The sequence below is a fragment of the Streptomyces sp. NBC_00237 genome (assembly GCF_026342435.1).
GTDB lineage: Bacteria > Actinomycetota > Actinomycetes > Streptomycetales > Streptomycetaceae > Streptomyces.
Genome location: NZ_JAPEMT010000002.1, coordinates 1,730,539 through 1,743,006 on the forward strand (window position 1 = coordinate 1,730,539; position 12,468 = coordinate 1,743,006).

General features: G+C 71.3%; 9 protein-coding genes. 2 read left to right on the plus strand and 7 right to left on the minus strand.

Going from position 1 to position 12,468, the window contains the following annotated elements:
• The first annotated feature begins 6 nt into the window (after positions 1–6).
• Positions 7–966: a helix-turn-helix transcriptional regulator gene (locus tag OG897_RS21505; RefSeq protein WP_266658820.1), complete on the plus strand. Its 960-nt coding sequence runs from the start codon at positions 7–9 to the stop codon at positions 964–966.
• A 102-nt stretch (positions 967–1,068) separates the two neighbouring features.
• On the opposite strand, the gene pruA is transcribed toward OG897_RS21505, so the two are convergent.
• Both pruA and OG897_RS21515 read right to left on the minus strand, forming a co-directional pair.
• Complete coding sequence (gene pruA / locus OG897_RS21510) at positions 1,069–2,700, minus strand: L-glutamate gamma-semialdehyde dehydrogenase (protein WP_266658821.1); 1,632 nt, start codon at positions 2,698–2,700, stop codon at positions 1,069–1,071.
• Positions 2,701–2,792: 92 nt separating this feature from the next.
• Entirely contained in the window at positions 2,793–3,719 is a 927-nt protein-coding gene (locus OG897_RS21515) for a proline dehydrogenase family protein (protein WP_266658822.1), read from the minus strand.
• Positions 3,720–3,913: 194 nt separating this feature from the next.
• On the opposite strand from OG897_RS21515, the gene OG897_RS21520 reads away from it, so the two are divergent.
• The gene (locus OG897_RS21520) at positions 3,914–5,125 is read left to right on the plus strand and encodes a CdaR family transcriptional regulator (protein ID WP_266658823.1); all 1,212 of its coding nucleotides are present in this window, start codon (positions 3,914–3,916) and stop codon (positions 5,123–5,125) included.
• Positions 5,126–5,164: 39 nt separating this feature from the next.
• On the opposite strand, the gene OG897_RS21525 is transcribed toward OG897_RS21520, so the two are convergent.
• From OG897_RS21525 to serA, 5 genes are all read right to left on the minus strand, one after another.
• Positions 5,165–5,701 (minus strand): hypothetical protein, encoded by a 537-nt coding sequence (locus OG897_RS21525; RefSeq protein WP_266658824.1) that lies wholly within the window; start codon positions 5,699–5,701, stop codon positions 5,165–5,167.
• Positions 5,698–6,393: a hypothetical protein gene (locus OG897_RS21530; RefSeq protein ID WP_266658825.1), complete on the minus strand. Its 696-nt coding sequence runs from the start codon at positions 6,391–6,393 to the stop codon at positions 5,698–5,700. Before OG897_RS21530 ends, OG897_RS21525 begins: the two co-directional genes overlap by 4 nt.
• A gap of 89 nt (positions 6,394–6,482) precedes the next feature.
• Positions 6,483–8,954, minus strand: a complete 2,472-nt coding sequence (locus OG897_RS21535; protein ID WP_266658826.1) for a Tox-REase-5 domain-containing protein — start codon at positions 8,952–8,954, stop codon at positions 6,483–6,485.
• A gap of 783 nt (positions 8,955–9,737) precedes the next feature.
• The gene (locus tag OG897_RS21540) at positions 9,738–10,325 is read right to left on the minus strand and encodes a TetR/AcrR family transcriptional regulator (RefSeq protein ID WP_266658827.1); all 588 of its coding nucleotides are present in this window, start codon (positions 10,323–10,325) and stop codon (positions 9,738–9,740) included.
• 121 nt (positions 10,326–10,446) lie between these two features.
• Entirely contained in the window at positions 10,447–12,042 is a 1,596-nt protein-coding gene (gene serA, locus OG897_RS21545) for a phosphoglycerate dehydrogenase (protein ID WP_266658828.1), read from the minus strand.
• Positions 12,043–12,468: the final 426 nt, after the last annotated feature.

The following is a 12,468-nucleotide window of genomic DNA, read 5'->3' on the forward strand; positions in this document are numbered from 1 at the left end:
GAATTCATGGACGCCCGGCCGACACCCTCCCCAGCCCCAGAGCCCACCCCCGAGCCCGCCCCAGAGCCCGCCTCCGAGCCCGCCTCCGAGCCCGCCTCCAGGCCCCTCGACAGCCGCGCCGAACTCAGCGAGTTCCTGCGCACCCGCAGGGCCCGGCTCCAGCCCGAGGACGTCGGCCTGCCGAACTTCGGACGCCACCGCCGGGTGCCAGGACTGCGCCGCGAGGAGCTCGCCCAGCTCGCCGGGGTGTCCGTCGCGTACTACACGCGCCTCGAACAGGGCAACGGCCAGAACGTCTCGGGCGAGGTGCTCGACGCGATCGCCCGCGCCCTGCGCCTCACGGACGCCGAGCACTCCCATCTGATGCACCTGGCCAAGCCCAAGCAGCACAAGAAGAAGCGCCCGGCCCGCCGCCAGCACGCGCGCCCGGCCCTGCACCACCTGATGGACGCGATGGACGGCGTTCCCGCCTACGTGGTCGGCCGCCGCTCCGACATCCTCGCCTGGAACCGCATGGCCGCGGCCCTCTTCGGCGACTGGGCCGCGCTGCCCCCCGAGGAGCGGAACTGGGCGCGCATCTGCTTCCTCCACCCGGCGGCGCGCGACCTGTTCGTGGACTGGGAACAGAAGGCTTCCGACATGGTGAGTTACCTGCGGATGGACGCGGGCTGCTTCCCCAACGATCCGCTGCTCTCCGCCCTCGTCGGGGAACTCTCCGTGAAGAGCGAGGAGTTCCGCACCCTGTGGGCCCGGCACGACGTGCAGGAGAAGGGTCACGGCGTCAAGCGCATGCACCACCCCCTGGTCGGCGACCTGACCCTCTCGTACGAGACGCTGCGCCTGCCCGACGACCACGACCAGTCCCTCGTGACCTACCACGCGCCGCCGGACTCGGCTTCGGCCCAGGCCCTGCGGCTGCTCGCCAGCTGGGGCACGGACGCGACGCTCGCCGGTGCGGAGCGGTAGCGGGCGGCCAACCAGCGGCAGGCGGCGGACACGACACCGCCCCCGTCCGATGTGGGGTCGGACGGGGGCGGGGTTCAGGGGCTACCGAGGCGGCCCAGGGGCTCAGCCCTGGTGCGGGTAGCGGTAGTCGGTCGGCGGGACCAGGGTCTCCTTGATGGCGCGGGTGAGCGTCCAGCGCTGGAGGTTCTGGGGGGCACCGGCCTTGTCGTTCGTGCCGGAGGCGCGGCCTCCGCCGAACGGCTGCTGGCCGACGACGGCGCCCGTCGACTTGTCGTTGATGTAGAAGTTGCCCGCGGCGTAGCGCAGCTTCTCCATCGTGTGCGCGGCGGCGGCGCGGTCGTTGGAGATGACGGCACCGGTCAGCGCGTAGTCGGAGACCGACTCCATCTGCTCCAGCATCGCGTCGTACTGGTCGTCCTCGTAGACGTAGACGGCCAGGATCGGGCCGAAGTACTCGGTCGTGAAGACCTCGTTGGCCGGGTCCGTGCACGCGATGACGGTCGGGCGGACGAAGTAGCCGACCGAGTCGTCGTAGCTGCCGCCCGCGACGATGGTGCAGGTCGGGTCGGCGGCGGCGCGGTCGATCGCGGCCTTGTTCTTCGCGAAGGAGCGGGCGTCGATGACGGCGCCGATGAAGTTGTCGAGGTTGGTGACGTCACCCATGGTGATGGAGTCGACCTCGGCCGCGAACTCCTCCTTGAAGCCGTCGTTCCAGATGGAGGCCGGAACGTAGGCGCGGGAGGAGGCCGAGCACTTCTGGCCCTGGTACTCGAAGGAGCCGCGGGTCAGTGCCGTCTTCAGGACGGCGCGGTCGGCGCTGGGGTGCGCGACGACGAAGTCCTTGCCGCCCGTCTCGCCGACGAGGCGCGGGTACGTGCGGTACTTCGCGATGTTCTCGCCGACCGTCTTCCACAGGTACTGGAAGGTCGGGGTGGAGCCGGTGAAGTGGATGCCGGCCAGGTCGCGGTGGTTCAGCGCGATCTCGGAGACGGCGATGCCGTCACCGGTGACCAGGTTGATGACGCCCTTGGGCAGACCGGCCTCTTCGAGGAGCTGCATGAGCAGCACGGCGGCGTGCGTCTGCGTCGGGGACGGCTTCCACACGACCACGTTGCCCATCAGGGCCGGGGCGGTCGGCAGGTTGCCCGCGATGGCCGTGAAGTTGAACGGCGTGATCGCGTAGACGAAGCCTTCGAGCGGGCGGTGGTCCATGCGGTTCCACACGCCGGGCGCGTTCGCCGGGGGCTGCTCGGACAGGATGTCGCGGGCGTACTTGACGTTGAAGCGCCAGAAGTCGACGAGCTCGCACGGGGTGTCGATCTCGGCCTGCTGGGCGGTCTTGGACTGGCCGAGCATGGTGGAGGCGGCCAGCGTCTCGCGCCACGGGCCGCTCAGCAGCTCGGCGGCGCGCAGGATGATCGCGGCGCGGTCGTCGAAGGCCATCGCACGCCACGCCGGGGCGGCGGCCAGGGCGGCGTCGATCGCGTCCTGGGCGTCCTGGGTGGTGGCGTTGGCGTAGGTGCCGAGGACCTTGGCGTGGTTGTGCGGCTGTACGACGTCGAAGCGCTCGCCGCCGCCCATCCGCTTCTCGCCGTTGATCGTCATCGGGAGGTCGATGGGGTTCTCGGCCAGCTCCTTGAGCTTGGCTTCGAGGCGGGCGCGCTCCGGCGAACCGGGGGCGTAGGAGTGCACCGGCTCGTTGACCGGGGCGGGGACCTGGGTCACTGCGTCCATGTGTTCCTTGGCTCCTTGCGTCGAGTTGCGTGTCGTCGGGTTGCGTGTCGTCGAGGGGGATCCGTGGGGGGATCAGTTCTTGGTGACGGGCGTCAGTTCTTGGTGATGATGGAGCGCCCGAAGAAGAGCAGGTTCGCGGGCTTCTCGGCGAGGCGGCGCATGAAGTAGCCGTACCAGTCGGTGCCGTACGCCGTGTACACGCGCATCCGGTGGCCCTCGGCGGCCAGGCGCACGTGCTCCTCGCTGCGGATGCCGTACAGCATCTGGAACTCGTACTCGTCCAGCTTGCGCCCGGCGCGGCGGCCCAGCTCCTGCGCGATGGCGATCAGGCGCGGGTCGTGGGACCCGATCATCGGGTAGCCGTCGCCCTCCATGAGGATCTTCGTGATCCGGACGTACGCCTTGTCGATCTCGGCCTTGTCCTGGTACGCGACGGAGGCGGGCTCCTTGTAGGCGCCCTTCACGATGCGCACGCGGCTGCCCGCGGCGGCCAGTCGGCGGGCGTCGTCCTCGGTGCGGAAGAGGTACGCCTGGATGACGCAGCCGGTCTGCGGGAAGTCCTTCCGCAGCTCCTCGTGGATGGCGAACATCGAGTCGAGGGTGGTGTGGTCCTCGGCGTCCAGGGTGACCGTGGTGCCGATCGCGGCGGCGGCCTCGACGACGGGGCGTACGTTCGCGAGGGCGAGCTCGTGTCCGCCCTCCAGCGCCTGCCCGAACATGGACAGCTTCACGGACATCTCGGCGCGGGTGCCCAGGCCCAGGTCCTTGAGGTGCGCGATCAGGTCGAGGTACGCGTCGCGGGCGGCGTACGCCTGCTCGCGCGTCGTGATGTCCTCGCCGACGACGTCGAGGGTGACTTCCAGGCCCTTGTCGGTGGCTTCGACGACGATCGGCACGACGTGCTCGACGGTCTCACCGGCGATGAACCGGTCCACGACCTGTTTGGTGCCCGGGGCAGCCGAGACGAAACGGCGCATCTGGTCGCTGCGCGATGCGGCGAGGATCACGGGACCCAGCACGGGGCACCTCCACGAATAAGTGTCGAAGGGGCCGTCTACCAGGTCTTTTGTGACAGAACTGGGACGGCACGGATAACCACGGTGAAATCTAGGTATCGCGCTGAGCCTGGACTACCGACAGCTGTCACGCATCCGGACGCCACGCCTCATACAGATGTCTGAAGAAGCCTTTCGGCGGTGCGAGAATGGGAGGCGTGAATGCCGATTACCAGGATCTGGTCGACGAAATCTCCGCGCTCCTCGGCGCTCCCGCGACCCTTGAGGACCGGGATTTCCGGCTGATCGCCTTCGGTGCGCACGACAGCGAGGACGCGGGCGCGATGGACCCGGTCCGCACCCGCTCGATCCTGACCCGGCGTTCCACGACGGAGGTCCGCGCCTGGTTCGAACGCTTCGGCATCGCCCAGGCCGCCGCCCCCGTCCGCATCCCGGCGGACCCCGCCGCGGGTGTGCTGCGCGGCCGTCTGTGTCTTCCGGTACGTCACCGGGGCACGGTCTACGGGTACGTCTGGCTGCTCGCGGCCGACTCCGACGCCGGGGCGGCCCCCTCCCTCCCCGACAGCGCCCTCGACGCGGCGATGGCGGTGTGCGGCCGGATCGGCACCCAGCTCGCGGACGAGGCCAGGGCCCGCGCGGACCTCGGCCCGCACCTGAACACCCTCCTGACCTCGGACTCCGACGGCCGCCGCGCCACGGCGCTGGCCACCCTGTCGGCCCCGCTGGGCACGGGCGGTCCGTACGGGCTGCTGTGCGTGGCCCCGTGGACGGGCGCGGTCCCCGGCGTGCGCACGGTGCCGGGCGCGTCGGTCCTGACCCTGGTCCCGGTGCCCGGCGCTTCGGGCCCGCGCCTCGCCGCCCTGGTCCGGCTGAGCGCGGGCGCGGACCTGGGCCCGGCGCACGGGGCGGCGAAGGCGCTGCTGGGAACGACAACGGGGGCCACGGCGGGAGCCACAGCGGGGCCGACCGTGGGGACAGCCGTGGGGACGGCTGCCTCCGTCGGCCTCAGCACCCCCGTCCGCGACCTCGCCGACCTGCCCGCCGCCTGGCGCGAGGCGTCCGCCGCCGCCCGGGCCGCGCTGGCCCGCCCGCACCTCGGCCCGGTCGCGGAGTGGTCGGCGATCGGCCCGTACCGGCTGCTCGCCGCCCTGCCCGACAGCGGCCCGGGGCACCCGGTGGACCCCGCCGTGAGCCCCCTCCTCGCTCCCGCGCACGCCGAACTCGCCCGCACCGCCGAGGTGTTCCTCGACTGCGCCGGACAGGCGGGCCGCACCGCGACCGCCCTCAACATCCACCGGCAGACCCTCTACTACCGGCTCTCCCGCGTCGAGCAGCTCACCGGGCTCGACCTGCACGAGGGCGAGGACCGGCTGCTGCTGCACATGTCGCTGAAGGCGGCCAAGCTGTAGGTACGCGGTCCGACTTGCTCCCTCTCGTACGGGAGCAAGTCAGCCCCCGCCCTCCTCCAGCTCCTCGATGGGACGGTCGGCGACCACGGCGGTCAGGAAGAAGGGGCGGTCGCCGTCGATCTGGTTGACGGAGATCCCGACCCAGCGGTCCGCGTCACCGCCCGGCGCGCGTACGGGGCCCCAGACGTGCAGGGTCCCCAGCGCGTCCATGCCGCGCAGTTCCTCGTAGAGCGGCGGCAGGTCCGGGTCGCCCTCCGACCACATGACCGCCACGTAGGTACCGACGTCGCGGTGGGCTCCCCAGCGGGCGTCCAACCGCTTCAGCAGCTCGTCGCCGTGTCCGTACGCGAGGTCCTGCGCGGCTTGCCACTTGGCCTCGTAGACGCCCAACAGGTCGTGCCCTGACCAGAGTTCGGTGATGGCGTACCCCTCGCCGCGCACGGAGAGCGCCGCACCGGTGTACGGCTCGATCTCGTACTCGGGCGGCCCGCCCGCCGGAACCGGCCCGGCCAGCAGGGCGTCGACCCCGGCGAGAGCCCGGTCGAGGTCGAAGGGGGCGCCTTCGGGTGGGGTCACAGCATGCTCCGGTCCATGGGTTCCGGAAGGGGGCGCAGCGCGCCCGCTTCGCGCAGCCGCAGATGGGCGGCGAGTACGGCGTCGTGGTCGTCCGGCGCACCGAGGTCCAACAGCACGCCACCGGTGGACAGTTGCCTGCGTACGGCTTTGAGGTCTTCGGGGACGAGGGCGGCGCGCGCCGGGGAGAGGTAGGTCAGCCAGCCCGTGGCGGGGTCGCCGGTCTCGTAGTCGGCGCGCTCCTCCAGAAGGTCGAAGACGTCGTCGTCGATGACGTTCCCGGTGTCGGGGTTCCACAACTCGGCGATCCCAGCGAGCAGTTCGGCCTCCGGGACGGGGGCGTCGTCCGGCGATCTGAGGGTGACGACCAACGAGTTGGACAAGTACTCACTCACCTCACCCCCCACCCCGTGCAGGTCCGCCTTCCAGCCGGACGGGCCCACGAGCACGAGGAACAGCAGGCCGCTGCTGTCCGACTCCTCCTGGAGCGCCCCGGCCAGGGACTCCCGGTCGGCGGTCAGGGGGGTGCTGGTGTCGTCGACGATCCGGTTCCAGGTCCAGGGGCCCCGGGAGTCCGGTGGCCTCAAGTGCGGGAGGAGGGCGGCGATCCGGTCCAGCGTGGCTTCCCAGCGCTCCGCCAGGTCTCCGACGGATTGGGGGCGGGGGCCCCAGAAGGCTCTGACGACTCGTCGCATCTGTCTCTCGCTCCCGTTCTCGTGGTCCGTCCGGCCCGCGGAGGCGCGGGCCGGACGGGTCTTCGTTCTCGCTGGCCAAGGTAGCCGGGTCAGTCGAACGCGCCGGGCTTCCGGGCACTCTCGGTCCGGTCCTGTCCGGTGTGGCGAACCTTGATCCGCTTCAGCCCGGCGCCCCGGAACTCCCTCGCCGCCGCCTTGGCCACGTCCGCATTGGAGAAGTGCCACTCCACAATGCGCCCGCCCGCCGCCTTCTCCTGTTCCTTCGCCTCCTTGATGAACTTGGCCCTCCCCGAGTCGGTGAGCCTGCCCTTCTCCGTCGCGGACAGATAGCTGTCGTAGCCGTTCTTGGCCTCCAGGAAGGTCTGCCGCGAGGAGTCCCAACCGTCGTACTCCACCGCCTTCTTGCCCTTGTCGGGGTGCGGAACGACGTACTCGTGCCCCCGGGTCTTGCCGGTCACCTGTTCCTGATAGCGGAGCCAGGACTCGTTGGGCCAGACGGGGGCGGGATTGCGGTCGCGTCCCGCCCAGTAGCCGTCGCCCTTGTCGGCGTCGCCGAGCTTCGGGGTGTCGAGGTCCTTGGCCCAGTCCGGCTTCTCGTAGTTACGGGGGTCCTTGGTGTCGCCGCGCACCGGGTCGGGGTACGGCTTCTTCTCCTTGAGCGCCTTCGCCGCACGCGCCGGTTCCTCCGCGCGCTTCTTGGCCACCCAGGCGGCCCGCTCCTGCTGGCGGGCCTCCTGCGCCTGCTTCTTGGCTTGCGTGTCGCAGCCGTCGTCCGCGAGGTAGCGCACGCGGGGCGCGGCTCCGGCCGCGATCAGTCCCGTACCGGAGCCGGGGACGCCTCCTGAACCGGGGCCACGCGCGATGGGACAGCCCGTCTTCCGGGCCCGCTCCTCCGCCTTGTCCGCCGCCTCGTCCGCCTCCTTGGCGGCCTTGCGCGCCCCCTCGACGTCACCCGCGTCGGCGGCCTTGCGGGCCCGCTTGGCGGCGGCGCCCGCGTCCCCGGCGGCTTCCGCGGCCTCGGCGACGCTCTTGGCGGCCTTGCCCAGGTGGGAGAACTTCCCGACGACCTTGGCGACGTCGTAGCCGGGGATGAAGAGGGAGCCGATGTTCCAGGCGACGTCGGTGACGGCGCGGGTCTTCTCACCGTTGTTCCAGCGCTCGCGGACCTCGTCGCCGACGAAGAGGTCGTCGGCGACCTTGACCCCGGTGTTCCAGCTGGCCTTGCCCCAGTCGCCCAGGGCCCCCCAGTAGTCGCCGTCCGCCCACTTGTCGGCGGCGCCCTGGGAGTCGTCCATCCAGGTGGAGCCGAGCTGCTTGCCGTACTCGCCGATGCCTTCCCAGGTCTCGCCCTTGAAGAGGTCGACGAATCCGGTGACGTCCCCCCAGATCCCGTCGACGACGACGCCCTGAAAAACCTGACCGACCCTGTCGCCCGCACACCCGAACCACCCCCACCCGGAACAGTCCTCCTCCTTCTCTCCCTCCCCCTCCCCCTCTCCCCCCGGCTGCTTGTCGTCGACCTGCTGCTGGGGGTCGTCGGGGTCGCTCTCCGGTACGTCGTACTGGGCTTCGGGCTCCTGCTCCTCGCCCTGCCCGTCGAGGCCGTCGACGGCGGACACGTCCTCGTCGACCGCAGGACCACCCGTGCCACCCCCGGGACCCCCAGTACCCCCAGCGCCACCGGGACCACCAGGACCACCAGGACCACCAGGACCACCGGGACCACCGTCAGGCCCTCCCGTACCGCCCGAAGCTCCACCCGCACCCCCGGCGCCGCCACCCCCGGTGCCGCCGCCCCCGCCATCGGCACCCCCACCGTCCGTGCCGCCAACCACCGTGTCTCCGACGCCCGTTGGCGGCTGGGCCTGCGGCTGACCGGTGCCGTCACCCCCGCCTGCACCTCCCTCCCCACCCCCACCCCCACCGCAGTCCGTACCGCTCGTGATCGTGCAGACAGCCGTACGGATGCCGTCCACGATCTGCGCGCCGAAGCCGGACAGGGTGAGGGCGAGCACGATGCCCGCGATGATGACGACCAGGCCCGCGTACTCGGCCGTGGACTGCCCCCGGTCCCGTCGCCAGGTGATCATCCGGGAGAGCGAGAAGCGCCGCCCCCCGCGGGGACGTAACTCCTTGTCCGGGCGGACGAACCACGCCCGGCTCGCTGGCCTCGTCAGAAACCACAGCACCAGTAGCGGCACCACCACCTGCGTGAACCCACGCCCCGACCCGCCCCCGATGTTGCCGATCCCTCCGGCGATCACCCACGCCTGTACGCCGATCAGCCCGGCCCACACCCGCCGCCCACCCGTACGCACTCGGCCGACGAGCAGCAGCCCCGCCACCCCGGGCGCGGCCCCGTACAGCACCAGCCCGAGCAGCGGGGCGAAGGGGCCGTCCGCCGCCAGCCCTGACCCGAGCAGCCCGAAACCGCCCAACAGGGTCAGTACGAAGAGGAGTTGGACCAGCGCCCGCGCGGCCGCCAGCGGAAAGGGCAGCGGAGGCCGAGGCCCGGAACGTACGGGAACCGGTCCCGCAGGTATGCCGTCGACCGCAGACATGCACCACCCCAACCGCCGTTCCCCGCAAGCGGAGTGCCGTGCGGAGGAGACGGCAAACGCTAGGACGCACCGGCCGGGCCGTCATGGGCCCCAGGACCCCACTCCGGACCCACCGGCGGGGCTGTATCACTCTGCGGCTCCGCCGCGCGGGCGCTCCCGGCTCCGCTGGGGCCGGGCGGGACGTGCCCCTTTAGGGGCGCGGGGCGCTCCCGGCTCCGCTGGGGCTTGCGTGGACGTGCCCCTTTAGGGGCGCGGGGCTGTGTCACTGTGCGGCTCCGCCGCGCGGGGCGCTCCCTGCTTCGCCGGGGCTTGCGTGAACGTGCCCCTTTAGGGGCGCGGGGAACTGCGCGCCCAGCCCCCACGCACCCGCACGTCTCCGGGACAGCCGCGCGGCGAGCGCTTTAGGTGAAGGGGCGGGGAGGGGCAGCCCGCCGCAGGCGCACCCGGGTGCGGCGCACGCATCGGGCGGGGTAACGGCGGGCGGCTCCGGGGTGGGCCCGGAGCGGAGGGGGCCGCCCCCTTGCCCGCCCGTTCCGCCCCCGGGGGGCGGCCCCGCCGCCCAAGGAGGCTAGGCGGAAGCGGAGCCCGGAGGGGACGAGGCAGGGCGGAGCCCAAGGAGGTGAGGCGGGCGGAGCCCACGGGAGGCCAGGCAGAAGCAGAGCCCAAGAGGGCCAGGCGAGGCGGAGCCCGAAGGAGGTCAAGCGGGGCGACACCCAAGGGGGCCGGGCGGGGCGGAGTCCGAGAGGGGGAGGTGGGGTGGGCGGGGCCCGGGAGATCCGGCCCTCAGCCCGCCGCAGGCCCCCGCTCCATCAGAACCCGCAACCCCTCCGTCAGATCCCCCGCCGACGGCGCCGTCTCCGGATCCGTCATCCACTGGATCATCACGCCCGCCATCAGCGCCTGCGTCAGCGTCCCCGCCACCCGCGCCCTCTCCGGATCGGCCTCCTGGTCCATCCCCAGGAAGGCTTCGGCCACCCCCAGCCGCCCCTCCTCCTGCGGTCCCTTGATCGCCTCGCGCAGCGCCTCGTCGTGCTCCAGCCTGGTCACGACCTCCAGCTGGAGCTTCCACACCTTGCGGCTCATCTCGAAGGAGTCGATGAACCGCCCCCAGACGGTCTCGAAGCGCTCGTACGGATCGGCGGGCAGCAGCGCCGCCCCCTCCCGCGTCGCCGGGCCGACCGCGTTCCCCCACTCCTCGGTCAGCGTCAGGAACGCCTGGTTGAGCAGGGCCTCCTTGGAGCCGTAGTGGTAGCCGATGGAGGCGAGGTTGGTGCCGGACGCCGCGACGATGTCACGGGCGGTGGTCCGGGCGTACCCCTTCTCCAGCAGACACTGCTTGGCGCCTTCGAGCAGATCCTCACGATGTCCCATAAACGCAGCGTACCCCCGACCTAGACACTCGTGTAAGACACACGTCTAGATCAGGGGTACGCAAGGGTACGCAGGGGTACGAACGCACGGAGGTACGCGCGGAACAACCGCCGTACTAGTACTAGTCGGCCAGATTGACCGAACGGGCCGAAGCCGCCCCGATCTCCTCCGCCAGCTCCGTCAGCACGCTCTGCGGCACCGTGTCGTCGACGGTGAGCACCGCGAGGGCCTCGCCACCGGCGTCGGCACGGGCGACCTGCATGCCCGCGATGTTCAGGCCCGCCTCGCCGAGCACGCGGCCCACCGTGCCGACGACGCCCGGACGGTCCTGGTAGCGCAGGACGACCATGTGGTCGGCGAGCGCCAGGTCCACGTCGTAGTCACCGATGGCGACGATCTTCTTGAGGTTCTTCGGACCGGCCAGCGTGCCGGAGACCGAAACCTCCTCCCCACCGGTCAGGGTGCCCCGCACGGTCACCACGTTCCGGTGCTCACTCGACTCGGACGACGTCGTGAGCCGAACCTCGACCCCCCGCTCCTGCGCGAACAGCGGAGCATTGACGTACGAGACGGTCTCGTCGACGACGTCCTCGAACACGCCCTTGAGCGCGGACAGTTCGAGCACCTTCACATCGTGCTGGGTGATCTCGCCGTACACCTCGACGTCGAGCCGCGCCGCGACCTCACCGGCCAGCGCCGTGAAGATCCGCCCGAGCTTCTCCGCCAGCGGCAGCCCCGGCCGCACGTCCTCCGCGATCACGCCGCCCTGCACGTTGACCGCATCCGGCACCAGCTCGCCCGCCAGCGCGAGGCGCACCGACTTGGCGACCGCGATACCGGCCTTCTCCTGCGCCTCGTCCGTCGAGGCGCCGAGGTGCGGCGTGCAGACGACCTGGTCGAGCTCGAAGAGCGGGGAGTCCGTGCAGGGCTCCTTCGCGTACACGTCCAGGCCCGCACCCGCGACGCGGCCCTCCTTGAGCGCCGAGTACAGCGCGGCCTCGTCGACGATGCCGCCACGGGCCGCGTTGACGATCCGCACCGAGGGCTTCACCTTGTTGAGCGCCTCGTCACCGATCAGCCCCAGCGTCTCCGGGGTCTTCGGCAGGTGCACCGTGATGAAGTCCGAAACCTCCAGCAGCTCGTCCAGCGTCAGGACCTTCACGCCCATCTGCGCAGCCCGCGCGGGCTGCACGTACGGGTCGTACGCGACGACCTTCATCCCGAAGGCGGACATCCGCTGGGCGACCAGCGCACCGATGCGCCCCAACCCGACGACGCCCAGCGTCTTCTCGGCCAGCTCCACGCCGCTGTACTTCGAGCGCTTCCACTCGCCGTTCTTCAGCGCGGAGTTGGCCTGCGGGATGTTGCGCGCGGTGGCCAGGATCAGGCCGCACGCGAGCTCGGCGGCGGTGACGATGTTGGAGGTCGGCGCGTTGACGACCATCACGCCCGACTTGGTGGCGGAGGAGACGTCGACGTTGTCGAGGCCGACTCCGGCGCGGGCGACGACCCGCAGTTTCTTCGCGGCGGCGATGGCCTCCGCGTCGACCTTGGTCGCCGACCGGACGAGGATCGCGTCCACGTCGGCGATGGCGGGCAGGAGTTCCGCGCGGTCGGCTCCGTTGCAGTGCCGGATCTCGAAGTCCGGCCCCAGGGCGTCGACAGTGGCGGGCGACAGCTCTTCAGCGATGAGTACGACAGGCTTGGCAGTGCTCACGTGAGTCCTCACTGGTCCTTTGCGGACGGCCGTCCCGACGGCCGCAGGCGGTGGAGGGGCTTGCCGCGTGGAAGACGCACGACGCTGTGGGCCTGACGCGTAGATGTGGTTGTCACCTTCTCTGCCGTGAACACGGGAGATACCGGTGACGTCATTCCGGTCGACACCCACCAACCGTGTCCCCGGGGTGAGCCGGTTCGTGCCTTGGCGGGCTTGCGGACTGACTCGTCCACCGTACCGTGACGCTGCGACGCTCAGCCCCGCAAACGTCAGTTGAAGTCTAGTGGTGCCGGGCGGGCGATTCTTCGCCCGTTCGGCAGGATCACTCGTCCGTGGCTGGACGTTGTGTCGAGTCCGTAGCCGCGGAAGGTGCGGACGATGTCGGGTCCGCAGTCGTGGAAGGTGCGGACGGTGGCGAGTCCACAA

What these genes read in the sequence shown, in the direction of transcription:
- OG897_RS21540 (WP_266658827.1), bottom strand. Translation starts at nt 10,325, where the DNA reads ATGGGACATCGTGAGGATCTGCTCGAAGGCGCCAAGCAGTGTCTGCTG.
- OG897_RS21535 (WP_266658826.1), bottom strand. Translation starts at nt 8,954, where the DNA reads ATGTCTGCGGTCGACGGCATACCTGCGGGACCGGTTCCCGTACGTTCC.
- pruA (WP_266658821.1), bottom strand. Translation starts at nt 2,700, where the DNA reads ATGGACGCAGTGACCCAGGTCCCCGCCCCGGTCAACGAGCCGGTGCAC.
- OG897_RS21530 (WP_266658825.1), bottom strand. Translation starts at nt 6,393, where the DNA reads ATGCGACGAGTCGTCAGAGCCTTCTGGGGCCCCCGCCCCCAATCCGTC.
- OG897_RS21505 (WP_266658820.1), top strand. Translation starts at nt 7, where the DNA reads ATGGACGCCCGGCCGACACCCTCCCCAGCCCCAGAGCCCACCCCCGAG.